Below are 22,923 nucleotides of genomic sequence, written 5' to 3'. Positions count from 1 at the left end.
TCCAACCTGTTTCCAGACCTAGAAGTACCCCCCGGCTGCCAGGCAGCCGGGGGTATGCCTTTCTTTTGCGAGCTTTTTACCTGCAGGCTGGGTTGGCCGCGCGCCTACTCAACCCGGCCAAACAGAGCATCCATCTTGCGTGCCAGTTTGGCATCCTGCGCGCTGAGGCCGCCCACGTCATGGGTGGTCAGCACCACCCAGACCCGATTGTAGATATTGCGCCACTCCGGGTGATGGTTCCATTTCTCGGCCCAGATCGCCGCGCGGGTCATCCAGCCAAAGGCCTCGTCAAAACCTGCGAACAGATAGACCTTGGTGATGGCATCGCGCCCTTCCACCATGCTCCAGCCCGCAGCGAACAGCGGATCCAGCAGCGGGCCACGGGTGGCCTCGGAGAGTTTCTCGGTCATTCCTGTTCCTCCACTTGTGCCTTTCGGAACGGACCATAATCGGTGAGGATCTCGATCTCTTCCTCGACCGCGGCCCGCTCGGCCTCCAGATAGCGTTGTACCGCATCTGCGAACCCGGGATCACCAATCCAATGCAGGCTGTGCGTCTGCGTCGGCAAATAACCGCGCGCCAGCTTGTGCTCACCCTGCGCGCCGGCCTCGACCCGCTTCAGCCCCATCGCGATGGCCTGTTCAATCGCCTGATAATAGCACAGTTCGAAATGCAGGAACGGGTGATGCTCGATGCAGCCCCAGTAGCGGCCATAGAGCGTCTCGCGACCGATGAAGTTCAGCGCCCCGGCAACCGGGCGCCCGTCCCGTTCGGCCAGCACCAGCAGCATGTCATCCGCCATGACCTCATGCGCGATATCGAAGAAGGCGCGGCTGAGGTAGGGAGAGCCCCATTTACGGCTGCCGGTGTCCTGATAGAACTCCCAGAAGGCATCCCAGTGCTCGGGGCGCAGATCAGCGCCAGTGTAACAGGCGATCTCACCGCCAAACGCCTGCGCCTGCCGCCGTTCCTTGCGCAGTGTCTTGCGCTTGCGCGACGACAGCGCCGCAAGGAAATCGTCGAAATCGGCATAGTCGTCGTTCAGCCAGTGGTATTGCTGAGTGGCGCGGCTCATCAATCCGATCTCGGAACCGATCTGCGCTTCCTCCTCGGTGCAAAAGGTCACATGCAGCGAAGAGACGTGATTGTCCGCCGCCAGCTGCACCGCGCCCTGCACCAGCGCCGAATGGCCGATCCCCTCGGCGCCTGGGCGCACCAGCAGGCGGCGACCGGTTGCGGGGGTAAAGGGCGCCGCGATCTGCAGCTTGGGATAATAACGCCCGCCCGCCTGCGCATAGGCATGGGCCCAGTTGTGATCGAAGATATATTCGCCCTGGCTGTGCGATTTGGCATAAAGCGGCGCGCAGGCGATCAGCTGCCCGTCCTGATAGGCGGTCAGATACTGCGGCTGCCAGCCAGTGCCGCGCCCGACCGATCCGCTTTGCTCCAAGGCCAGCAGAAACCTATGGGTGGTAAAGGGATCGAGCGGGCGCCCACCATCCGCGGCCTCGGGGCAGGCGCAGGCGTCCCAGTCCCCGGCAGCGATCTGCGACAGGGACTCCAGAACCTGAATTTCGATCCGTGCCTGATCCATGCGGCCTCCTTTGCTCATCAGTATCTGGCCCCTGTCCGGGGCGGATCAAGACGGCAGCGGGGAAAGATAATTCTCAAAGGTCACATTGTCAGCATAGCTGCGCGCCTCCGCCTCTTCGGCAAGCGAGGTTATGGTCCAGCACAGCACCGGAACCCCAGCATCGCGCAGCGCCTGCACCCGGGGCCGGGCCAGATCGCTGGCTTCGTGGCTGATGAAACAGGCCTCTGCCCGGTCAAAATCCGGGATATTGCGCAGATCGTTGCAGACCGCGCGGGGCAGTTCAGGCCATTCTTCGGGCACATAGGCGCTGGTGACGATGCCGCGCGCGATATGAGGCGCCAGACGCGCCAGTTCGGCCACGGAATGCGGGTTGAAAGACATCAGTGCCACCGGCCCCTCATAGCCCTGCAAGGCCGCCACGGCGGCCTGCTCCAGCGCGCCCACGTTCGCGCCCATATGACCGTCCTGATCCTTGATCTCGATCAGCAGCGGCGCCTGCCCGGCCACCAGCTGCAGCACTTCGGCGAAATCTGGTATGCATTCGCCATCGCCGCCGCTGAGTGGGATCTGGCGCAGCGCCTCTGCCGTGCGGGCCCGGACCGGGCCGGTCTCTTCGGTCAGGCGCTCAAGCGTGTCATCGTGAAACACCATCGGCTGGCCGTCGGCAGAGAGTTGCAGATCGATCTCGATCGCATAGCCCGCCGCGATGGCCGCGCGGATCGCCGCGCGGCTGTTTTCAGGTCGCCCCGCCGCCAGATTGTGCAGCGCGCGATGCGCCACCGGCAGCTTCAGGAACGGGGCGGGCAGCGCGGGCCTCATTTGATCTGGAACACCGCGTCGATTTCAACAGCAACGCCCAGCGGCAGAGAGGGGCTGCTGACGGCGGAGCGCGCGTGCCGACCGGCATCGCCAAGCGCCGCCACCAGGAAATCGGAGGCACCGTTCACCACCTGCGGCTGCTGGGTGAAATCGGCGGTGGAATTGACAAAAGCGCCCAGTTTCACGACCCGCACCAGACGCTCCAGATCACCGCCGCAAGCCGCCTTCAACTGTGCCAGAAGCGCGATGGCGCAGCGTTTTGCCGCCGCCTGACCGGCCTCGACCTCCATGTCATCGCCAAGGGTGCCGGTAATCAGCCCGCTTTCATCCGCCGAAATCTGACCGGAGACATAAACCATGTCCCCAGACACCACGTAGGGCACGTAGTTTGCCGCCGGTGCCGGGGCTTCGGGCAAGGTAACGCCCAGTTCTGCAAGTTTGGCTTCGATGCTCATGACGGCTGTCCTCCAGATCACTGTTTGGAGGCGACGCTAGCGCCGAAGCAGGCCGCCGAAAAGAGCAAAACGCCCTGTCGGCGGCCCGCGTGATCAGGTTTCGCGGAAGGCCTTGACGAAATAATCGCTCAGCGGCTTCAGCAGATAGGCCATGGGCGAATGATCCTTGGTGCGGATATAGCTTTCCACCGGCATGCCTGGGATCAGGGCGGTATCCGCAGGCAGTCTTTCCAGCTCGCCTTCGTTCAACTCGATCTCGGCGCGGTAGTAAGAGACCCGCGTACCTTCGTCCTCAAAAGCGTCAGCAGAGACCTGCGTCACCTTGCCAAAGAGTTCCGGAGTCTGGCGCTGATCCAGCGCCGAGAAGCGCAGCGTCACCGACTGACCGACAAAGATCTGATCGATATCCGTCGGTACCACCTGCACCGCGATCACCAGCGGCCGGTCTTGCGGCACCAGATACAGCACCGGTTCTGCCGGGCGGATCACCGAACGCGGCGTGTGGACCTGCATACCATAGACAACGCCCGAGACCGGCGCGGTGATATCGAGCCGATTCAGCCGCTCCAGAACCGAGCGGCGGGTTTCGGCCAGCTCAAGTTCCTGATAGCGCAGATCACGTAGCCGGGTGATCGCCTCTTCGCGCTGGCGCGAGCCAAGCGTCAGGATCTGGATATCGATTTCGGTGATACGGCCTTCGGCCTGGGCCTGATTGGCCAGGAGCTCCCCCAGAGAGCCGCTGAGGTTCGCCTCGGTGCGGCGCAGGTTCAGAACCGTGCCAGCCTGCGCCAGCCCGCGCTCCAGAAGGGTCTGCTGGTTCTTCAGTTCCTCGCCGATCAGCTCCAGCTGAACCCGCATGGAATCCTGCTGCGCCTTGATGCCGACGATCTGATCGTTGATCTGGGCGCGACGTTTCTCCAGTTGCTCAATCTCGCGGGCAGTGGAATCCCGGCGGGCCAGAAACAGACGCTGCTGCCCCTCCATAAGGTCGCGCACCTCGGGCCGCTCGGGGGCCAGAGCCACCAGTTCGGCGTCAAACGTGATTTCCTCCGCCTCGTCGCGCTCGGCCTCAAGCCGCCCACGGCGGGCCATCATCTCGAACAGCTGGCCTTCGGTGATCACCAGCCGCGAGTGCAGTTCGGCCGCATCAAGACGCAGCAGCGTTTCACCGGCGGCAACGGTATCGCCTTCGTCAACCAGGATTTCCGAAACGATGCCTCCATCCAGATGCTGAACCACCTGACGGTTACGATCCACCTCAATCCGGCCGGTCGCCACAACTGCGCCCGCAATCGAGGACATCACCGCCCAGGTTCCAAACCCACCGACCAGGATCAGTAGTCCAAGAAGCCCGATGGCCAGCGGACGCCGGGCGGACCAGTCTTTTTCTACGCTCATTGTACACCTCCGGGGGCCCGTGCCTTGCGGATCGTCTGATGGTTTGCGACCATTTCCTGCAGTACCTTGTCCTTGGGACCAAAGGCGGTCTGTACGCCCTGGTCGATCACCAGCAGCAGATCGCATTCCTGAATGGCCGCTGGACGGTGGGCCATGATCATCACCGATTTTCCTTCGGCCTTGAGCTGTTTGATCGCCTGATTGAGCGCCACCGATCCGTCATTGTCGAGGTTCGAATTGGGCTCGTCCAGAATGACGAAAACCGGATCATCATAAAGTGCACGAGCCAGGGCAACCCGCTGCATCTGACCGCCGGACAGACGCCCCCCACCGGAAGAAACCGCTGTGTCATAGCCGTCAGGTAGCTTGACGATCATATCATGCGCGGCAGCCTTCTTGGCCGCAGCGACAACCTTTTCGGCATCCGGCTCCTGAGACAGCCGGGCAATGTTCTGGGCGATGGTGCCGTCAAACAGCTGTACCCGCTGCGGCAGATACCCGATGTGGCGGCCCAGAACGTCCGGCGCATATTGATCGATGGAGGCCCCGTCCAGCCGCACCGTGCCCGCTGCCGGGCGCCAAGCGCCGGTCAGCGCCTTGGCCAGGGTGGATTTACCCGATCCCGACGGGCCGATCACGCCGATGGCCTGTCCCGGTTGCACCCGGAACGACACGTTGCGCAGCTGCGCTTTGTTGTCACCGGGCGGCACCACCGCCAGCCCCTGCACCTCGAGCAGCGCCTTGGGTTGCGGCAGAGCGGTGCGCTCCTGTTCCGGCGGTACCTTGGCCAGAAGTTCGCCGAGGTTGCTCCAACCTTTCATCGCGCGCTGCACCATGGGCCACTGACCGAGACCCAGCTCGATCGGGGCCAGCGCCCGGCCCATCAGGATCGACCCGGCGATCATCGCCCCGGGGGTCATCTCGCCCTGCAGCACCAGATAGGCGCCCAGCCCCAGCATGGCCGATTGCAGAAACAGCCGCAGCGTCTTGGTGAGGGTGGTGAAGCCGCCGCCGGTGTCATTGGCCGCGATATTGTCCTTCAGCGCCGACGTGCGCGCCTTCTGCCAGCGCTGGAAGGCGGCGCCGCGCATCCCCATGGACTGGATCATCTCCGCCTCGGTGCGGATTTCCTCGGACATCAGGTTGGCCTTGTGGCCGGACATATTGGCTTTTTGCAGCGGCGTACGGCTCAGCAGCTGGTTGAGAAGAGCAATCCCGATCAGCACCGCGCCACCGGTCAGGGCCAGCAGCCCCAGATAGGGGTGAAAGAGGGCAATCCCGGCCAGAAACACCGGCGTCCACGGCAGGTCGAAAGCGGCGCCCAGAACCGGCGAGGAAATCAGCCGCTGGATGGATTCCAGATCACCGAGCCCGGTCTGCGCCACCGGATCGCGTGCAACCGCCGAGCGGCGGATCATGGCATCGAACACCCGCTGGTCCAGCGCCGCCTGGAACCGGGCTCCGGCCCGGGCCAGGATCCGGCCACGGGCGTAATCCAAAAGCCCCATCATGCCGTAAAGGAACACCACCAGGAGCGACAGGGCCACCAGGGTTGCTTCTGAGCGGCTGCCCAGGACCCGGTCATAGACCTGCATCATATAAAGCGGGCCGGTCAGCATCAGCATGTTCACGAAAAAGCTGAAGACTCCGGTAGACCAGAAAAGCCCACGGTTGCGGCGACGCACATACCGAAGCTCATCAAATCCCGGTTTTATATTTTTTTCCTTCATCTCTGGTTCCAATACCTGTTCAAGCGCGCCTGTTCATACTAAAGCAGGGCAGCGAGCTGCCCGCAGAAAACCTGTTCCAATTCTGCCACAGTTTCACAATCAAGGCCTTCAAAGGGTGGGAAGCAGAAGGATTCCCAATAAGTGCGCACGGTGTGCTCCAAATTTGGACCAAGGGAAACCCAGACCCGATGACTTTTTTTACGCGATCATTTGCAACGCTCTCTGCCCTGCTTGTATCAGCTCTGCTTTTGGCTGGCTGCGCGACACAGGATCCGGCGGCAAAAGCTGCGGGCGAAATCTTCGATCCCTATGAAAATACGAACCGGGCGGTGCATCGGTTCAACCTTGGCCTTGACCGCGTGGCCTTCCGTCCGGCCTCCAAAGGCTATGTCGCGATCGTCCCTGACCCCATGGTCACGAGCTTTTCACATTTTGCTGAGAACCTCTCGATGCCGGGCCAAGCGGTCAACGCACTGCTTCAGGGTAACCTGAAGGAATCCGGCATCGCACTGGCGCGGTTTGCCATCAACACCATCGTCGGCGTCGGCGGCCTCGGCGATCCGGCCAGTGCCTTTGACATTCCGCCGGTCGACACCAATTTCGGTGAAACGCTGCACGTCTGGGGCGTTGGCGAAGGCGCCTATGTGGAACTGCCGGTTTACGGTCCTTCAACAACCCGTGACGCGGTGGGCATCGCCGTTGATTTTTTCACCAATCCCATTTCCTTTGCTGAGCATAATCCAGCCGACAACATCGGTGTCTACGCAGAGATCGTGCGTCGGCTTGGAGACCGTGGAAGATATTCTGATACCGTGGATTCGATTCTCTACGAAAGCGCCGACAGCTATGCGCAGGCCCGTCTGATCTACCTTCAGAACCGCCGTTTTGAGCTGGGCGAAAGCAGTGAGATCACAGAGATCGATCCGTTTGAACTGGATACCGAAGGGTTTTGAACGATGAACCGCCGTATGTTTCTCGCCGCAGCTGGCGCTGCAACCATCACCGCGCCCAGTGCGCTCTGGGCTTTGAACGAAAACTCGGCCAGCCGGTTGATCGACAATCTTGTCACTGACATCAATCGCGTCATTGCCTCGGGCAAGTCCGAAAATGCCATGTACCGCGATTTCGAGCGGATCTTTGGCCAGTACAGCGACACCTCTTATATTGCCGCCTATGCGATGGGCGTCGACGCTCGCCGCGCCTCGGCAGCGCAGAAACGGGCCTTCTCTGACGCCTTTCAGGGCTATATCTCGCGCAAGTATGGGCAGCGGTTCCGTGAATTCATCGGCGGTCGTCTCGAGGTGACCGGTGTGAAGCGCGTCAAGAAATGGTTCGAGGTAAGCACCACCGCCTATCTCAAGGGGCAGGCGCCGTTCGAAGTGACCTTCCTGGTCTCCAACCGCTCCGGCAAGGATCTGTTCTTCAATATGTATATTGAGGGCGTAAACCTTCTGCTGACCGAACGGACCGAGATCGGCGCCATTCTCGACCGCAACCGCGGCGATATCGACAAGATGATTTCAGAGCTGAAACGCCTCAGCTGATCCCTGCCCGCGCCGCGCAAAGCGCGGCGCACGGCCCAACGGCTGTGGCGGCCCGGCAGGGCAGCAACAGCGGGCGGAAGCCGCTCCCTGCCCCTTTTCACTATGATCCACTGTTTTGCCTTGCCTGTGGTCGCGCATTGCGGCTGCACGAGTCGCCGCGACCTCTTCCCGCCAGCCTGCCAGGGGCGCCAACTCAGTTGCCGAAGATATCCCTCAGGATGCCATCCACCGCGCGGCCTAACTCCTGACCAATCCGGGGGCCGCGACGCTGATCCCTGTCTGAGGGTTGCGGCGTGGGCAATGGATCCGGCGCCTGCATCGGCAGCGGTTTCGGCTCCAGGCCCTCGTGCACCCGCACCATCGCCTCGTGCCAGATCTCGGCCGGTAGCCCGCCTCCGGTCACACCGGTCAGCGGCGTGTTGTCGTCATAGCCCATCCAGACCCCGGCGACGTAATCCGCCGTGAAGCCGATGAACCAGGCATCCCGCGCCGCCTGGGTGGTGCCGGATTTGCCAGCCGCCTGCCAGCCGGGGATCTGCGCCCGCCGTCCGGTGCCTTCGGCGATCACCTTTTCCATCATCCAGACCAGTTGCTGCGCCGCCTTGGTGCGGATCACCCGCTCTCCCATACCACCGCTGGAGCCCATCAGCGGTTCACTGTCTTCCACAAGGCTCAGCGAGGTCACCCCATAGGGCGTCACCGAAGAGCCGCCGTTGAGGATCCCGGCATAGGCGCCGGTCATGTCCAGAAGCGTGCTTTCCGAAGCGCCAAGCGCCAGCGCCGGACCTTCAGCCATCTCGTTGTCGATGCCAAAATCGCCAGCCACCCGGCGCACCAGATCGCGGCCCACCGCTTCGGAAATCTTCACCGCAGGAATATTCAGCGAATCCCGCAGCGCCTGAGTCAGGGTGATTTCGCCGTAGTATTTGCGGGTATAATTCTGTGGGCACCATTCGCCCGATCCCGGAATATCCATGCAATAAGGCGCATCCAGCACTCGGTCGAGCGGCGAGTATCCCAGCTCCAGCGCCGTGGCATAGACAAAGGGTTTGAAAGCGGAGCCGGTCTGCCGTTTCGCCTGGGTGGCGCGGTTGAAGACGCCGGACACCCGCGTCTTGCGCCCGCCCACCATGGCGCGCACGGCGCCATCGGCGCTCATCACCACAATGGCGGCCTGAGCCTTTGACCCTTCGCGCACCTTGTTCTCAAAAACATGATCCACCGCGCCTTCCACGGCTTTCTGCAGGCGCTGGTCCAATGTGGTGCGGATCACGACGTCCTCGGTGGTCTGATCGCCGAAATAGCTGGGGATCGTATCCATCACCCAATCGGCGAAATATCCCCCGGCCCGCGCCTCGGCAGCTTCACTGAGCTCTGCGGGGTGGCTTTGCGCGTATTGGGTTTCCTTGGCTGTCAGATAGCCCTGTTCGTTCATCAGGCGCAGCACGGTGGCGGCGCGGTCCTGCGAGCGTTTGAGATTATTGGTCGGCGCCAGCGAAGACGGCGCGGTCAGAAGACCGGCGATCATCGCACCCTCGGCCGCGTTCAGCTGGTTCGCGGATTTTCCGAAATAGCGCTGCGCCGCCGCCTCGGCGCCATAGGCGCCGCCGCCCATATAGGCCCGGTTCATATAGATCGAGAGAATCTCGTCCTTGGTGTATTTGGCCTCCATCGCCATGGCGTAGACCGCCTCGGTCGCCTTGCGCCAAAGGGAGCCCTGACGGCAATCGGCCTCATAGGCGCGTTCGCTTTCCCAGACCTCGGGGTCATAGACCTCGCCAAGGCATAGCAGCTTCGCCGTCTGCTGGGTGATGGTCGAGCCGCCATGTCCGGACAGTGGACCGCGCCCTTCGCTCAGGTTGATGCGCACCGCGCTGGCAATCCCGCGCGGCGAGACGCCGAAATGACGGTAGAACCGCTTGTCCTCGGTGGCGACCACCGCGTTCTTCAGGTGTTTCGACACGGTCTGTGTGGTGACGACGCCGCCAAACTGATCCCCGCGCCAGGCAAAGACCTCTCCCTTGGCATCCAGCAGGGTGACCGAGCCACGCGCCCGCCCATCCAGCAGCTGCGTCACCTCGGGCAGCTTCATGTATTGATAGCCGACCGCCAGGGCGACGATGCCAGTGCAGATCAGCCCAACGCGCCAGGTAAAGCCCCAGACCAGACGCAGCAGCCATCGAAACGGTGCCAGCAGGGTCCCGATCAGCCCGCGTTTGCGTTTGGGGGCTGGTTTGCGCGTCGCTGCTGCCTTTTTCCGCGGCGCAGCCTTCTTGGGCGCTGCGGCAGGTTTTCGGCGCCCGAAGAGAAACCCAAAGATCCCACCACCAGAGCTGCCTTTTCGTGCGCCCCGGCGCGCGGGCTTTGCCCCTTTGCCGGATCTGCTTTTGGGATAGCGTTTATCCGCCACCAGCGGCTTGCGCCCTGATCCTTGTGCCATGTCAGTATCCTGCCAGTGTCCTGCCCGGTTTGCCCGTTTTGGCGACAATAAACCGATCCCACTGCTTTGTAGAGGGGCAGTTTTGCCGGAAACTCCCTCCTCAAAACGCTCAAAATGCAGGCATTGACCACTTTTTAAGCAAAATAATTAGGCCCGAGGCCGCCATTCCGCCCTGCAAACAGGCTCTTCCGGTTCCCCCGACTCGGGGTGGCCGCTTTGCTGCAGGTGCGAATGGAGCGGCCTAAGTGGTCCAGAAATAGGGTGTCGAGATGAAAATGATCATAGCAGCCATCAAACCCTTCAAACTCGAGGAGGTCCGCGAAGCGCTGACCGGAATCGGCGTTTCAGGTCTGATGGTGACGGAAATCAAAGGCTTTGGAGCCCAGGCGGGCCACACGGAAATCTACCGTGGTGCGGAATACGAAGTGAACTTCGTCCCTAAGGTCAAACTGGAAATCGTGGTGCCAGGGGAGCTGGCGGATCAGGTGGTCGACACCATTTCGTCCACCGCCCGCACCGGCAAGATCGGCGATGGGAAGATCTTTGTCCTGGATGTGGCACAGGCCGTGCGGGTGCGCACCGGCGAAACCAACCTCGAGGCGCTTTAAGCGTCCATTTCGGAGGAAAATACAGATGCGTAAACTGAAACTCTCTCTTGCCGCCACGGCCTTTGCCGCCCTTCCGGGCCTGGCACTGGCGCAGGACGCGGCAGCAGAAACCCCCGACATCAACCCCTATATCTTTACCACCCTGCTGTTCCTGATCGGCGGCTTCCTGGTGTTCTGGATGGCTGCAGGCTTTGCCATGCTCGAAGCAGGCCTGGTGCGTTCCAAGAACGTGACCATGCAGCTGACCAAGAACATCGCGCTGTTCTCGATCGCGGCCATCATGTACTGGCTGATCGGTTTCAACCTAATGTACCCCGGCGACTGGGTGATCTCGGGCGTGATGGGCCCCTGGTTCTCCATCACCTCGCTTGAACCGGTTGGTCTGGCGGCAGCGGATGCCTCGCTCGACTATGCATCGGTTGGCTCCGACTTCTTCTTCCAGCTGATGTTCTGTGCCACCACCGCCTCGATCGTCTCCGGCACCCTGGCCGAGCGTATCAAGCTGTGGCCCTTCCTGATCTTCGTCGCAATCCTGACCGGCGTGATCTACCCGATCGAAGCCTCTTGGCAGTGGGGCGGCGGCTTCCTGTCCGAAATGGGCTTCTCCGACTTCGCCGGCTCGACCCTGGTGCACGCAGCAGGTGGTTTCGCAGCCCTCGCAGGCGCGCTGATCCTCGGCCCGCGTATCGGCAAGTACAAAGACGGCAAAACCATCCCGATGCCCGGCTCCAACCTGGCCCTGGCGACCCTGGGCACCTTCATCCTGTGGCTCGGCTGGTTCGGTTTCAACGGCGGCTCGCAGCTGGCGATGGGCACCGTGGGTGATGTGACCGACGTGTCGCGCATCTTCGCCAACACCAACATGGCTGCCGCCGCTGGTGCTGTCGCTGCCCTGCTGCTGACCCAGGTCATGTTCAAGAAGCCCGACCTCACCATGACCCTGAACGGCGCCCTGGCCGGTCTGGTGTCGATCACCGCGGGTCCGCTTGATCCCTCGCTGTTCGGCGCGCTCTGGATCGGTGCCGTCGGTGGTGTGATCGTGGTCTTCGTTGTGCCGATGCTGGACAAGCTGAAGATCGACGACGTCGTCGGCGCCATCCCGGTGCACCTGGTCGCAGGCTTCTGGGGCACCTTCGCGGTTCCCTTCTACACCGAAGGTACCTCCTTCGTGACCCAGATCACCGGCTTCGTTGCCATCGGCGCCTTCACCTTCATCGTCTCCGGCATTGTCTGGCTGATCCTGAAGGCCACCATGGGCATCCGCGTCACCGAAGAAGACGAGATCAACGGTCTCGACATGGCGGAACTGGGCATGGAAGCCTATCCGGAGTTCAAGGCAGGCTAAACCCAGCCTCCTGACACAGATCTAGGAACGCGGCCTCTCGGGGCCGCGTTTTTCTTTGCCTAGTCCCCTTTCCCCAGCATCGAGTGAACACTCCCGCCCGCTCCGGCACAGTCATAGACTGTCCCTTTGCGGTTGGGCCCGGCGCCGCTGACGCGGCGCCTGCTGCTCTCATCTGTCACCAAAGCCCCGCCCATCAAAGCGCACCGCGGGTCAAGGGCCGCACCAGCGGCCTCGCGCAAGGCGCGAGGTTCCCTTGAGGCGCGGTGCGCTGCTGTTCATAATGGTCAGGGCGCGTTTGAGGGCAGACCTGCCCTTAAACCGCTTCTCAGCGAAATCCCTTGCGCCGCGATAGCGGCGCCACGCCCAAGGCCGCCAAGGAGGCTTGCCAAAGGCAAGGCACCTGCGGGCGCGGGAGCCCCTGCCCCATGACAGTAACACAAAAAACGCGCCCCACTCGGGAGCGCGCTTGACTCTTCTCATCATTGTTTGTCGGGGCGCTCAGACGCCCGCGTCGATGATCGCCTTGGCCAGCAGCGGCACCGTAGTCTTGTTGAGACCCGCGATATTCATGCGGCTGTCGCCGACCATGTAAATGCCATTGTCGACCCGCATCTTCTCGACCAGCTCGGGCGTGGTCCCGAGCAGCGAGAACATGCCCCGGTGCTGCGCGATAAAGCCGAAGCGGTCCGAGCCGCTCAGGCGCTGCAGCTCATCCGCCAGCTGTTGACGCAGACCCAGCATGCCCAGGCGCACCTCTTCCAGCTCGGATGCCCAATCGGCGCGCAGGGCGTCGTCGTTCAGGATCATCGTCACCAGGCGCGCGCCGTGATCCGGCGGGAAAGAGAAGTTCTGCCGGTTGAGGAAGGCCAGCGTGCCCTGGTTCAGCGCCTGTGCGCTGCCGTCCTGGCTAACCGCCATCAGAAGACCGGTGCGTTCGCGGTAGATGCCGAAATTCTTGGAGCAGCTTGCCGCGATCAGGCATTCGGGCGCCTGGGCAGCCACCATGCGCACACCCGCTGCGTCTTCTTCCAGACCGTCGCCAAAGCCCTGATAGGCAATGTCGATCATCGGGATCAGACCGCGCGCGTTCAGAAGGTCGATCACCTCCTGCCACTGGGTGGTGTTCAGGTTGGCCCCGGTGGGGTTGTGACAGCAGCCGTGCAGCAGCACCACGTCGCCCTTCTCGGCCCCCTTCAGATCCTCGATCATCCCGTCAAAGTTCACGCCGCGGGTTTCGCGGTCAAAATAGCGGTAGGTGACGGTCTCGATGCCAACGTATTTCAGGATCGAGATGTGGTTCGGCCAGGTCGGGTCCGACACAAAAACGCGTGCCTTGGGGTTGGCCATCTTGATCAGCTCGAACGCCTGGCGCACGGCACCGGTACCGCCGGGGGTGGCGGCGGCGGCAATGTTTCCACGCGCCACGCTATCACCCAGGATCAGTTTGATCATGACATCGGCATAACCGGGATCACCCGCGAGGCCAGTATAGGCCTTGGTGGTTTCTTCTTCCCACAGCTTGTGCTCGGCGGCCTTGATCGCGCGCATCACCGGGGTGACGCCCTCAGCGTTCTTGTAGACACCGACACCAAGGTCGATCTTATCCGCGCGCGGGTCCTCGCGGTACATCTGCATCAGCGCCAGGATCTTGTCCGCTGGCTGGGGTTTCAGGGTCTCGAACATCAGTTCTCTCCGGTTGCAACGGGTAGGGTCGGGAAGGCGCCCCATTCTGCCCAGGATCCATCATAAAGCGCATGATCGGTCTTGCCGATGCGCTCCAGTGCCAGGCTGAGAACGGCGGCGGTCACACCCGAGCCGCAGGTGGTGATGGCAGGTTTCGCAAGGTCGACACCCGCGCCTTCAAAGGTGGCGCGAATGCCGTTTGCGTCTTTCAGGGTGCCATCGGGGTTCAAAAGGGTCACATAGGGCACGTTCTTCGAGCCGGGGATATGGCCCGAGCGCAGCCCCTCGCGCGGTTCCGGCACCTCGCCGCGGAACCGTTCGGCCGCGCGGGCGTCGATGATTTCATGATCGCCCAGCTTGGCGGCCGCAGAGACCTGCGTCACATCGCGAACCAGCTGGTTCTGCACCCGCACGGTCATGTGGCGGTCGCGGATCATCGGCGGCAGGTCTTCGACCGGATGCCCTTCGGCCTGCCATTTCGGCAGACCGCCATCCAGCACCGCGACATTCATCTGCCCCATCAACCGGAACAGCCACCAGACACGGGCCGCCGATTTCAGACCGGCGCCGTCATAGACCACCACCTGATGACCGTCGCCCACGCCCATCGCGCGCAGGCGCGACATGAACTTCTCGACCGGTGGCACCATATGGGGCAGTTCCGACCGGTGGTCCGAAATATCATCGATGTCAAAGAAGCGCGCGCCGGGGATATGGGCCGCGTCATATTCCGCCTTGGGATCGCGGTTCTCATTGGGCAGATACCATGACCCGTCCAGAATCCTGAGATCGGGATCCTTCAGATGGGCTGCCAGCCAGTCGGTTGACACAAGAGTTTTCGGATCATCCATCAAAAACGCCTCCCCTCAGGTTCGCTGGCGCATGGGTACAGCCCACCGCGCGGAGTCGCAAGAGAAGCGGCTGTTCCGGTACAATATTTCCCTGATACATGCACCAAACGTGGTGCCGTGGCGACAAACGGCCCGCCGGGCCTGCCTCGTCCCCGTCCCGAAGGATGGTTCCGGCAGCTCAGGCTATTGGCGTCAGCGCGCGTCCTTCAGCAGCCGCTGTTTCTGGCGCGACCAGTCGCGTTTGGCCTGGGACTCGCGCTTGTCGTGGTTCTTCTTGCCCTTGGCGATGCCGATCTTCATCTTCGCCATGCCCCGATGGTTGAAATAGAGCACCAGCGGAACCAGGGTCATGCCCTTGCGCTGCGTCGCATTCCACAGGCGTGCCAGCTCCTTGCGCGACACCAGCAGCTTACGGCGGCGGCGCTCCTCGTGCTTGAACACCTTGGCCTGCGCATAGGGCGCGATATAGGAGTTCACCAGCCACAGCTCCCCGTCGTCGACGGTCGCATAGGATTCAGCGATATTGGCCCCCCCGGCGCGCAGAGATTTCACCTCCGACCCCTGAAGAACGATCCCGCATTCGAGATCTTCCTCGATCGCGTAATCGAACCGCGCCCGGCGGTTCTCGGCAATCACTTTGTAGTTCGGGTCTGATTTCTGCTTGGCCATGGCAGGCAGATGTAAGCGCGCCCGGGACCGGACGCAAGATGACTCAGGCCTTGCGGCTGCGGATCAGGGTAAAGACACCACTGGCCACGATCACCGCACTGCCAATCAGCGTCAGCGTATCGGGCCGCTCGCCAAAGACCAGGATGCCCAGCACCATGGCAAAGACCAGCCGTGTATAACGGAAGGGCGCCACGACCGAGATTTCGCCCAGCCGCATGGCGCCGGTCAGCGCCCCATAGGCGATCACCCCGATCACCGTGGCGCAGGCCACATCCAGCCAGACGCCCGGATCGGTCAGCGCCCCGTCACCCAGCCCATCAAGCCCGGTCCAACCCAGCGCGATGACCCCGGCCACTGCCAGCATGGCAAAACCCAGCATACCGAGCTGGCTGTTGTGCATCGACACATGCGCCGCCCGCGTTGCCAGATCGCGCCCGGCAAAGCCCAGCGTTCCGGCCACCGCGAACAGCGAGGCCGGTTCAAAGCCGCTGACCCCGGGGCGCAGGATGATCAGCACCCCGGCGAAACCGACCAGAATCGCCAGCCAACGCCGCCAGCCCACCGTTTCGCCAAAGAACACCACCGCGCCCGCCGCGACCACCAGCGGCGTCGCCTGCAGGATGGCCGAGGCCGAGGACAGCGGCGTCAGCGCAAGGGCCAGGGTAAAACACAGACGACCAACGACCTCTGACAGAGAACGCAGCAGCATCACGCGCGTGCAAAAGGCCGGGTGCCACAAGGCCTGTCCCTGCGCACGCGCCACCAGTGCAAACAGCACCATACCGCCAAGACCGAAGAAAACCAGAATCAGCCCGACCGGCAGCGCCTGCGCTGCCGATTTGATGAACATGTCCTCCAGCCCAAAGGCCCCCATGGCCAGCACCATCAACAGGCTGCCGCGCAGCGTTTCCATCGGTGCCTCCCCCAATCGGCTTTTAAGTCCCTGCCACAGCCCTAGTCGCAAGGTGAGACTTCGGCAAGCACTGCCGTGTCCCCTCTTACGGAATTGTGACCTTTGCGGGCGCAGGACCTGGTCAGCCAGTCGGATCCGGTCTGCGATAATGGTGCATGTTGAGAAAGGCCGCCCCGTCCGGCCCGGCACGGTACCCATGGGGCTGATCGGCCGCAAAACGCAGCCCCTCCCCGACGTCGAGCCGCACCCAAGCCCCATCGCTCAGCACCTCCACAGGCCCTTCGAGCACAAAGACCTCTTCGGTCACGCCCGCGTCATGCGCCTGGGACTGGTGGCACTGATCCGGCCGCAGGCGCACGTGAAAGGTCTCGGCCCCGAGGTTGGGATCAAAGGGAAAGACGATCTTGACCGCAATACTGCCGGGAAACTGCACCGTGCGGAACACGCTCTCGCCCAGAACCTTGGGCTGACTGCTATCCTCGATCAGGGCGGTCAACGGCAGGTGAAACCCCTTGGCGATCTTCCAGAGCGTGGCGATGGTCGGGCTGGATTCGCCTCGTTCGATCTGCCCCAGCATCGCCTTGGAGACTCCCGTCACCTCGGCTGCCCGCGACAGGCTGAAACCGGCCTCGGCCCGGATCTGCTTCAGATTCTGCGAAATCTTGTCTTCACTTACCGGCGGGAACGCGGGGCTTACAGGCGGGGACGCGGGCTGCGTTGGCATCGGTCTGTCGATCTCTTCAAAAAAGCCTTGTGCGTTATAGCGCACAGAAGATAATGTGCGCTATAACGCACAAACTGACCCTACAAGAGCCCGACGCCCGGGAAAACCCCATTCAGGATCCCCATGATGCCGCAGCTGAAACTCTCTCATATCACGGCAGGCGCCGTCGCCGTTCTGGTCGGATACACCAGTTCGGTGGCGATCATCTTTCAGGCCATCGCGGCGTTGGAGGCAAACCAGGCGCAGGCCAACAGCTGGCTTCTGGCGCTCGGGCTTGGCATGGGGATCACCAGCCTGATCCTGTCGCTGTGGTTCCGCCTGCCGGTTCTGACCGCCTGGTCCACTCCGGGCGCCGCCCTTCTGGCGGTGGGCGGTGGCGCGACCACCCTGCCCGAGGCCACGGGCGCCTTTCTGTTCTGCGCCGCCTTGCTGACGCTCACCGGCCTCACTGGCTGGTTCGAGAGGCTGGCGCGGCTGATCCCCGATACGCTGGCCAATGCGCTTTTGGCCGGGATCCTGTTCCGCTTTGGGCTGGAGGCGTTCACTTCGCTTGAAGAAGACGTCTGGCTGGTCGCGGTGATGGGCGCGGTCTTTCTGATCGGCAAGGTCTATGCACCGCGCTACACGATCCCGCTGGTTCTGCTGGCGGGTGTCATCTGGGCCGCCGCAACCGGCAGCTTCGGAGACCTGCAGCAGCTGAACCTGACCCTCGCCACCCCCGAGGCGGTGATGCCCGAATTCACCCTTTCGGCGCTAATCGGCCTTGGACTACCGCTCTATATCGTGACCATGTGTTCCCAGAACATGCCCGGCGTGGTGACCCTGCGCAGCGCAGGTTACGTTCCGCCGGTTTCGGCCGCGCTGACGGTGACCGGGATCGCCTCGCTGATCCTGGCGCCCTTTGGCGGCTATGCCTTCAACCTTGCCGCCATCACCGCTGCCATCTGCGCCGGACCCGAAGCGGATGAGGATCCGGACACCCGCTACCTCGCCGTGGTGGCCGCCGGGGTGATCTATTGCTTCGTGGGGCTGGGCGGCGCCGCCGTGATTTCCCTGTTCCTGATCGCGCCGCACGCGCTGGTCGCCACCATTGCAGGCCTTGCGCTCTTGTCGACCATCGGCAACGGGCTGTCCCATGCGCTGACCCCGACCGAAGGGCGCGAGGCGGCACTGCTGTGTTTTATGGGCACGGTATCGGGCATCAGCTTTCTCGGGATCGGCGCGCCCTTCTGGGCCCTGCTGATCGGCCTGGTCTGTCACCTCACGCTGAGCCGCCCGTCGGTGACATTCAGAAAACCCGCATAACCCATTCCGCAACCGCCCCGGAAATCGGAGCAAAATAACCAAAATCGCCCCTCAGTTATTGCGTTTGTTTCGCGAATCATGTCCCTGAGGGTAAAAAGGGGAAATAGCCACATGCCAATGTACCGATCCAGAACCTCCACCCATGGACGCAACATGGCCGGCGCGCGTGGCCTTTGGCGCGCAACCGGTATGAAAGACGATGATTTCGGCAAGCCGATCATCGCCATCGTCAACTCCTTCACCCAGTTCGTGCCCGGTCACGTCCACCTCAAGGATCTCGGCCAGATGGTCGCCCGCGAGGTCGAGGCCGCAGGCGGCGTTGCCAAGGAATTCAACACCATCGCGGTGGATGACGGTATCGCCATGGGCCATGATGGCATGCTCTACTCGCTGCCTTCGCGCGAGGTGATCGCGGATAGCGTGGAATATATGGTCAACGCCCATTGCGCTGATGCCATGGTCTGCATCTCCAACTGCGACAAGATCACTCCGGGCATGCTGATGGCCGCCATGCGTCTCAATATCCCGGTGATCTTCGTCTCCGGCGGCCCGATGGAAGCGGGCAAGATCGACATCGCCGATCTGGATGCCAAGAAGATCGACCTCGTCGATGCCATGGTTGCCGCCGCCAGCGACACACTGAGCGACGAACAGGTCCAGCATATCGAGGAAAACGCCTGCCCCACCTGCGGCTCCTGCTCGGGCATGTTCACCGCCAACTCGATGAACTGCCTGGCCGAGGCGCTGGGTCTTGCCCTGCCCGGCAACGGCTCCACGCTTGCCACCCACGCCGACCGCAAGAACCTGTTCCTGGAGGCGGGCCGCAAGATCGTCGACATCACCAAACGCCACTACGTGGGCGAGGAAAAAGGCCTGCTGCCGCGCGAAATCGCCACCTTCGAGGCCTTTGAAAACGCCATGAGCCTCGACATCGCCATGGGCGGTTCCACCAACACCGTGCTGCACCTCCTGGCCATTGCCAATGAAGGCAAGGTGGATTTCGACATGTCCGACATGGACCGGCTCAGCCGCAAGGTGCCGTGCCTGTGCAAGGTGGCCCCCAACATCGAGAACGTCCATATGGAAGACGTGCACCGCGCTGGCGGCATCTTCTCGATCCTCGGAGAACTCAGCCGCGCCGGTCTGTTGCACGATGACTGTTCCACCGTACACTCCAGCACCATGGGCGAAGCCATCGCCAAATGGGACGTCAAGGTCGCCAACAACCCCGAGGCCGAGGAATTGTTCAAGGCTGCCCCCGGCGGCGTGCGCACGACCGAGGCGTTCAGCCAGTCCAACCGTTACAAGGAACTGGACACCGACCGCGTGGGCGGCGTCATCCGCTCGGCCGAACATGCCTTTTCCAAGGACGGCGGCCTAGCGGTGCTGTTCGGCAATATCGCGCTCGATGGCTGCATCGTGAAAACCGCGGGCGTCGATGAAAGCATCCTGAAATTCACCGGCTCGGCCTATGTCTGCGAAAGCCAGGATCAGGCCGTCAGCGACATCCTGACCGGCAAGGTCAAGGAAGGCGATGTGGTGGTGATCCGCTATGAGGGCCCGCGCGGCGGTCCGGGCATGCAGGAAATGCTCTACCCGACCTCCTACCTCAAATCCAAGGGTCTCGGCAAAGCCTGCGCCCTCCTGACCGACGGGCGTTTCTCCGGTGGCACCTCGGGTCTCTCCATCGGTCACGTCTCCCCCGAAGCGGCCGAAGGCGGCGCCATCGGCCTCGTGCAGATGGGCGACACCATCGAGATCGACATCCCCAACCGCTCGATCCATCTGGCCGTCTCGGACGAGGAACTCGCCAGCCGCCGCGCCGCGCAAGAGGCCGCTGGCTGGAAACCAGCGAAACCGCGCAAGCGCAAGGTCTCGACTGCACTCAAGGCTTACGCGATGCTGACCACCAGCGCCGCCAAGGGCGCCGTGCGCGCGCTGCCAGACGACGAGTGACCGCCTCTGAATGAATGACGAAGGCCCCTCGCCAACCCGGCTGAGGGGCCTTTTTCTTATCCGGCCTTCGACCGCAGCATCTGCGGCCCGGGTCAAGGGCGGCCCGGCCGCCGCGCGGCACGCGCGGTTCACCCTTGACGCGCCCAGCCCAAAGAAAATCGATAGGGCGCGTTGAGGGCAGACCTGCCCCTCAACCGCTTCTCAGCAAACCCCTTCGCGCCGCGCCAGCGGCGCCACGCCCAACCAGCGGATGGGCATTTTCAATGCCCGACGATGGGCGGGAGCCTTCCCTTTCGCAGCGTAAAAAGCAGCGCGATCAGTCGCCCAGCTTGGCGTGCACCTCGTCCAGATCGATCTCTCCGATGGGCATCTTTTTGGCGGGGTTTTCAAAATCGTATTTAAACAAGTCGAAATCGCGCTTGTAGATCTCATAGATCAGATGCATCGACAGATCGTCGAAGTAATCCTCGACCGGATGCGCGCGTTTGGGGCCATGGCCTTCGCTTTCGTTGAAGCGCGGGATTGCCGCAAGGTCCACGGGATGCGGCGTCTCGATGGCGTCCAGAACCTGGCTCATGCCGTCGTTGAAGGCCTCGGTCCAGATGATCTTGTTGTAGCGTCCGCCATTCACGATAAAGGTCGACACATGCCCCGAGGCCGCCGACCAGTGGATATCCGGCTCCATCGGCCGCCGGAACCGGATGGTATCGCGCACGAATAAAAGGAACCGCCGGAAGCTCTTGATCTGGTCGAACTCCTGCTGGCCATCCTCGCCGCCGACCTCGATCCCGTAATCATAGACCAGCCGTGGCACCAGATTGCCACGATAGCGCTTGCCGTTGCGCTGGATGCCGCAGATCTTGTCAAAGAAGGAGCTGAGCACCCGGGTATAGGGGTTGCGCACGCAGGTGAAGGCATAGGTGCGCTGGCCCAGCACATTGCGGCTGATCGGCTCCTGACTGGCCTCCTGCGCCCATTTGTGCAGGCCTTCCTTTGAATCGTGAATATCGCCATCAAAGAACCTGCCGTGATCGGAATAATAGAGTATCTGACCGATGGTCGAACAGGCGCATTTCGGCACCACCCGGTAAATCACGCTTTCGCTCTCGGTCATCCAGGTTCCTGGGAATCCCATCCGCAACCAACTCCGTTCCTGTCCACTCGAGGCAACAATGACCACATCGCGGCCAAAAGACAAATAATCTTGTTTCTTCAAACAGCTCCGAGCTTTATCAAGAAGACAATCCAGCAAAACAGGGGCATACCGTCGTCAGAATGGCAAAAATTGCATATATACTGCTCTGCCATAAGGACCCTGAGGCGATCATCCAGCAGGCTGAACGGCTGACGGCGGTCGGCGATTACATGGTGATCCATTTCGACGGCCGCGCCAGCGATCAGGACTACGCCGAGATCCGCGCGGCCCTCGACGACAATCCCAACGTCTGCTTTCCGCGGCGACGCATCAAATGCGGCTGGGGGGAATGGTCGCTGGTCCGTGCCACCCTTGCGGCAATGCGCACCGCCGCCGACAACTTCCCCCGGGCCACCCATTTCTACATGCTCTCGGGCGATTGCATGGCGATCAAGACCGCCCAGTACGCGCATGACTATCTGGACCAGAACGATTTCGACTTCATCGAAAGCTTTGATTTCTTCGAAAGCGACTGGATTAAGACCGGCATGAAGGAAGACCGGTTGATCTACCGGCATGTCTTCAACGAACGCAAGAACAAGGCTCTGTTCGAATGGAGTCATAACCTTCAGAAGAAACTCCGTCTGCACCGCGCGGTGCCTTCGGACATTCAGGTCCAGATTGGCAGCCAGTGGTGGTGCCTGCGCCGCCGCACTGTTGAGGCGATCCTGCAATTCGTGCGGGAGCGGCGCGATGTGGTCCGCTTCTTCCGCACCACATGGATCCCGGATGAGACCTTTTTCCAGACGCTGGTCCGCCACCTGATCCCGGGCGATGAGATCCAGTGCCGCACGCTCACATTTCTGATGTTCACCGATTACGGAATGCCGGTGAATTTCTACAACGATCACTACGATCTGCTGCTGAGCCAGGATTTCCTCTTTGCCCGCAAGATCAGCCCGGATGCCAAGGATCTGAAACGCCGTCTCGGGCGGCTCTACGCGGCCGAGGGCGTGGAGTTCCAGATCTCGAACGAGGGGCGCAGCCTGTTCCAGTTTCTTACCCAGCGCGGTCGCAACGGACGCCGCTTTGCACCGCGGTTCTGGGAAACCGAGAGCAGCCTGGGGCGGGAGCGGGAATTGACCATGGTCGTGTGCAAGAAATGGCACGTGGCCAAGAGGCTGATCCGGCAAGTCAACGAGCGCACCGAGGTTCCGGCCATCGCCTATCTCTTCCACGAGGAAGACACGCCCTTACCCGATCTTGGCGGGATCGAAGCCTCGCTGTGGAAACGCACTCGCCACCGCCGCGCCCTGATGCGCATGCTGTTTGAATATTACGACAGCAACCGGCTGATCGTCTGCATAGATCCCTCGGGGCTGGAGCTGATGAATGACTTCGCCTCTGACCGCTCAGTGACGCAGGTGCTTCACCTCGATTGTGATTTCACCGATGAATATCTGATTGCCCATGCCCAGCGATCTGGCCTTGTCGGAGTGCAGACACCGAAACAGACCCTAGACCGGATCCTGCCGACCATCCGCAATGATATCCTGCATGAAACCGACCGGATCCGGGATGCCGGGTTTGATCCCTTCGTTACCCTGCACGAGGCGGACACTGCAGAAGACAAGGTCGCCAAACTGGCCAGGGTGTTTGGCATTACGGCGGAGCAGGCTCAAGCGATCAGCCAGAACCCAGATCTGTTCAGCGATTAATCGACCTCAACCGGAAGGGCCACCCCGCACCCCCGG

At 62.2% G+C, this 22,923-nt stretch carries 20 protein-coding genes; 7 read left to right on the top strand and 13 right to left on the bottom strand.

The features are described from left to right. Positions 1 to 104: 104 nt before the first annotated feature. From SM764_RS10230 to SM764_RS10205, 6 genes are all read right to left on the bottom strand, one after another. Positions 105 to 410 (bottom strand): 4a-hydroxytetrahydrobiopterin dehydratase, encoded by a 306-nt coding sequence (locus SM764_RS10230; RefSeq protein WP_274830390.1) that lies wholly within the window; start codon positions 408 to 410, stop codon positions 105 to 107. Beyond that, positions 407 to 1,594 carry a GNAT family N-acetyltransferase gene (locus tag SM764_RS10225; protein ID WP_369001799.1) on the bottom strand — a complete coding sequence of 396 codons (1,188 nt, stop codon included), beginning with the start codon at positions 1,592 to 1,594 and terminating at the stop codon, positions 407 to 409. Before SM764_RS10225 ends, SM764_RS10230 begins: the two co-directional genes overlap by 4 nt. Before the next feature lie 45 nt (positions 1,595 to 1,639). Beyond that, positions 1,640 to 2,413, bottom strand: a complete 774-nt coding sequence (locus tag SM764_RS10220; protein ID WP_369001720.1) for a glycerophosphodiester phosphodiesterase family protein — start codon at positions 2,411 to 2,413, stop codon at positions 1,640 to 1,642. After that, entirely contained in the window at positions 2,410 to 2,868 is a 459-nt protein-coding gene (locus SM764_RS10215; protein ID WP_369001719.1) for a RidA family protein, read from the bottom strand. The genes SM764_RS10220 and SM764_RS10215 overlap by 4 nt, the downstream gene beginning before the upstream one ends. Positions 2,869 to 2,961: 93 nt before the next feature. Continuing rightward, on the bottom strand, positions 2,962 to 4,266 hold the full coding sequence (locus tag SM764_RS10210; RefSeq protein ID WP_369001718.1) for an HlyD family type I secretion periplasmic adaptor subunit: 1,305 nt from the start codon (positions 4,264 to 4,266) through the stop codon (positions 2,962 to 2,964). Next, entirely contained in the window at positions 4,263 to 5,996 is a 1,734-nt protein-coding gene (locus tag SM764_RS10205) for a type I secretion system permease/ATPase (RefSeq protein ID WP_369001717.1), read from the bottom strand. Before SM764_RS10205 ends, SM764_RS10210 begins: the two co-directional genes overlap by 4 nt. Positions 5,997 to 6,184: 188 nt before the next feature. On the opposite strand from SM764_RS10205, the gene SM764_RS10200 reads away from it, so the two are divergent. Continuing rightward, entirely contained in the window at positions 6,185 to 6,949 is a 765-nt protein-coding gene (locus SM764_RS10200; RefSeq protein WP_065271665.1) for an MlaA family lipoprotein, read from the top strand. 3 nt (positions 6,950 to 6,952) lie between these two features. Beyond that, positions 6,953 to 7,540, top strand: coding sequence for an MlaC/ttg2D family ABC transporter substrate-binding protein (locus SM764_RS10195; protein ID WP_065271666.1), 588 nt, complete (start codon positions 6,953 to 6,955; stop codon positions 7,538 to 7,540). 193 nt (positions 7,541 to 7,733) lie between these two features. On the opposite strand, the gene SM764_RS10190 is transcribed toward SM764_RS10195, so the two are convergent. Beyond that, positions 7,734 to 9,980: a transglycosylase domain-containing protein gene (locus SM764_RS10190; RefSeq protein WP_368948468.1), complete on the bottom strand. Its 2,247-nt coding sequence runs from the start codon at positions 9,978 to 9,980 to the stop codon at positions 7,734 to 7,736. A 269-nt stretch (positions 9,981 to 10,249) separates the two neighbouring features. On the opposite strand from SM764_RS10190, the gene SM764_RS10185 reads away from it, so the two are divergent. Next, positions 10,250 to 10,588 carry a P-II family nitrogen regulator gene (locus tag SM764_RS10185; RefSeq protein WP_065271668.1) on the top strand — a complete coding sequence of 113 codons (339 nt, stop codon included), beginning with the start codon at positions 10,250 to 10,252 and terminating at the stop codon, positions 10,586 to 10,588. Positions 10,589 to 10,613: 25 nt separating this feature from the next. Continuing rightward, positions 10,614 to 11,933, top strand: a complete 1,320-nt coding sequence (gene amt / locus SM764_RS10180) for an ammonium transporter (RefSeq protein WP_065271669.1) — start codon at positions 10,614 to 10,616, stop codon at positions 11,931 to 11,933. A gap of 498 nt (positions 11,934 to 12,431) precedes the next feature. Here amt and SM764_RS10175 read toward each other — a convergent pair whose 3' ends face one another. From SM764_RS10175 to SM764_RS10155, 5 genes are all read right to left on the bottom strand, one after another. Next, a complete protein-coding gene (locus SM764_RS10175; protein ID WP_369001715.1) occupies positions 12,432 to 13,616 on the bottom strand; it encodes an amino acid aminotransferase in 1,185 nt (394 codons plus the stop codon). After that, positions 13,616 to 14,467, bottom strand: a complete 852-nt coding sequence (gene sseA / locus SM764_RS10170; RefSeq protein ID WP_065271672.1) for a 3-mercaptopyruvate sulfurtransferase — start codon at positions 14,465 to 14,467, stop codon at positions 13,616 to 13,618. Before sseA ends, SM764_RS10175 begins: the two co-directional genes overlap by 1 nt. Before the next feature lie 192 nt (positions 14,468 to 14,659). Then, on the bottom strand, positions 14,660 to 15,136 hold the full coding sequence (gene smpB / locus SM764_RS10165) for an SsrA-binding protein SmpB (protein WP_369001714.1): 477 nt from the start codon (positions 15,134 to 15,136) through the stop codon (positions 14,660 to 14,662). A gap of 43 nt (positions 15,137 to 15,179) precedes the next feature. Beyond that, complete coding sequence (locus SM764_RS10160) at positions 15,180 to 16,049, bottom strand: DMT family transporter (RefSeq protein ID WP_369001713.1); 870 nt, start codon at positions 16,047 to 16,049, stop codon at positions 15,180 to 15,182. A gap of 121 nt (positions 16,050 to 16,170) precedes the next feature. Further along, the gene (locus tag SM764_RS10155; protein WP_369001712.1) at positions 16,171 to 16,773 is read right to left on the bottom strand and encodes a helix-turn-helix domain-containing protein; all 603 of its coding nucleotides are present in this window, start codon (positions 16,771 to 16,773) and stop codon (positions 16,171 to 16,173) included. 123 nt (positions 16,774 to 16,896) lie between these two features. Between SM764_RS10155 and SM764_RS10150 the strand changes: the two genes are divergently transcribed. Both SM764_RS10150 and ilvD read left to right on the top strand, forming a co-directional pair. After that, positions 16,897 to 18,078 (top strand): benzoate/H(+) symporter BenE family transporter, encoded by a 1,182-nt coding sequence (locus tag SM764_RS10150; RefSeq protein ID WP_369001711.1) that lies wholly within the window; start codon positions 16,897 to 16,899, stop codon positions 18,076 to 18,078. Between the two features lie 111 nt (positions 18,079 to 18,189). After that, complete coding sequence (ilvD, locus tag SM764_RS10145) at positions 18,190 to 20,034, top strand: dihydroxy-acid dehydratase (RefSeq protein ID WP_369001710.1); 1,845 nt, start codon at positions 18,190 to 18,192, stop codon at positions 20,032 to 20,034. A gap of 316 nt (positions 20,035 to 20,350) precedes the next feature. Here the strand turns inward: ilvD and SM764_RS10140 are convergent, their stop codons facing one another. Further along, positions 20,351 to 21,169, bottom strand: a complete 819-nt coding sequence (locus tag SM764_RS10140; protein WP_369001709.1) for a sulfotransferase family protein — start codon at positions 21,167 to 21,169, stop codon at positions 20,351 to 20,353. Between the two features lie 140 nt (positions 21,170 to 21,309). Between SM764_RS10140 and SM764_RS10135 the strand changes: the two genes are divergently transcribed. After that, positions 21,310 to 22,887, top strand: a complete 1,578-nt coding sequence (locus SM764_RS10135) for a DUF5928 domain-containing protein (protein WP_369001708.1) — start codon at positions 21,310 to 21,312, stop codon at positions 22,885 to 22,887. Positions 22,888 to 22,923: the final 36 nt, after the last annotated feature.

Source organism: Pseudophaeobacter sp. 1A16562, assembly GCF_041008785.1.
Lineage (GTDB): Bacteria > Pseudomonadota > Alphaproteobacteria > Rhodobacterales > Rhodobacteraceae > Phycobacter > Phycobacter gallaeciensis_A.
Note: the sequence above shows the minus strand (reverse complement) of the source record. Positions and strands in the feature narration are given on the sequence as shown.

What these genes read in the sequence shown, in the direction of transcription:
- SM764_RS10225 (WP_369001799.1), bottom strand. Translation starts at nt 1,594, where the DNA reads ATGGATCAGGCACGGATCGAAATTCAGGTTCTGGAGTCCCTGTCGCAG.
- SM764_RS10135 (WP_369001708.1), top strand. Translation starts at nt 21,310, where the DNA reads ATGGCAAAAATTGCATATATACTGCTCTGCCATAAGGACCCTGAGGCG.
- amt (WP_065271669.1), top strand. Translation starts at nt 10,614, where the DNA reads ATGCGTAAACTGAAACTCTCTCTTGCCGCCACGGCCTTTGCCGCCCTT.
- smpB (WP_369001714.1), bottom strand. Translation starts at nt 15,136, where the DNA reads ATGGCCAAGCAGAAATCAGACCCGAACTACAAAGTGATTGCCGAGAAC.
- SM764_RS10230 (WP_274830390.1), bottom strand. Translation starts at nt 410, where the DNA reads ATGACCGAGAAACTCTCCGAGGCCACCCGTGGCCCGCTGCTGGATCCG.
- SM764_RS10210 (WP_369001718.1), bottom strand. Translation starts at nt 4,266, where the DNA reads ATGAGCGTAGAAAAAGACTGGTCCGCCCGGCGTCCGCTGGCCATCGGG.
- SM764_RS10190 (WP_368948468.1), bottom strand. Translation starts at nt 9,980, where the DNA reads ATGGCACAAGGATCAGGGCGCAAGCCGCTGGTGGCGGATAAACGCTAT.
- SM764_RS10205 (WP_369001717.1), bottom strand. Translation starts at nt 5,996, where the DNA reads ATGAAGGAAAAAAATATAAAACCGGGATTTGATGAGCTTCGGTATGTG.
- SM764_RS10140 (WP_369001709.1), bottom strand. Translation starts at nt 21,169, where the DNA reads ATGGGATTCCCAGGAACCTGGATGACCGAGAGCGAAAGCGTGATTTAC.
- SM764_RS10175 (WP_369001715.1), bottom strand. Translation starts at nt 13,616, where the DNA reads ATGTTCGAGACCCTGAAACCCCAGCCAGCGGACAAGATCCTGGCGCTG.
- SM764_RS10150 (WP_369001711.1), top strand. Translation starts at nt 16,897, where the DNA reads ATGATGCCGCAGCTGAAACTCTCTCATATCACGGCAGGCGCCGTCGCC.
- SM764_RS10200 (WP_065271665.1), top strand. Translation starts at nt 6,185, where the DNA reads ATGACTTTTTTTACGCGATCATTTGCAACGCTCTCTGCCCTGCTTGTA.
- sseA (WP_065271672.1), bottom strand. Translation starts at nt 14,467, where the DNA reads ATGGATGATCCGAAAACTCTTGTGTCAACCGACTGGCTGGCAGCCCAT.
- SM764_RS10160 (WP_369001713.1), bottom strand. Translation starts at nt 16,049, where the DNA reads ATGGAAACGCTGCGCGGCAGCCTGTTGATGGTGCTGGCCATGGGGGCC.
- SM764_RS10185 (WP_065271668.1), top strand. Translation starts at nt 10,250, where the DNA reads ATGAAAATGATCATAGCAGCCATCAAACCCTTCAAACTCGAGGAGGTC.
- SM764_RS10215 (WP_369001719.1), bottom strand. Translation starts at nt 2,868, where the DNA reads ATGAGCATCGAAGCCAAACTTGCAGAACTGGGCGTTACCTTGCCCGAA.
- ilvD (WP_369001710.1), top strand. Translation starts at nt 18,190, where the DNA reads ATGCCAATGTACCGATCCAGAACCTCCACCCATGGACGCAACATGGCC.
- SM764_RS10195 (WP_065271666.1), top strand. Translation starts at nt 6,953, where the DNA reads ATGAACCGCCGTATGTTTCTCGCCGCAGCTGGCGCTGCAACCATCACC.
- SM764_RS10155 (WP_369001712.1), bottom strand. Translation starts at nt 16,773, where the DNA reads ATGCCAACGCAGCCCGCGTCCCCGCCTGTAAGCCCCGCGTTCCCGCCG.
- SM764_RS10220 (WP_369001720.1), bottom strand. Translation starts at nt 2,413, where the DNA reads ATGAGGCCCGCGCTGCCCGCCCCGTTCCTGAAGCTGCCGGTGGCGCAT.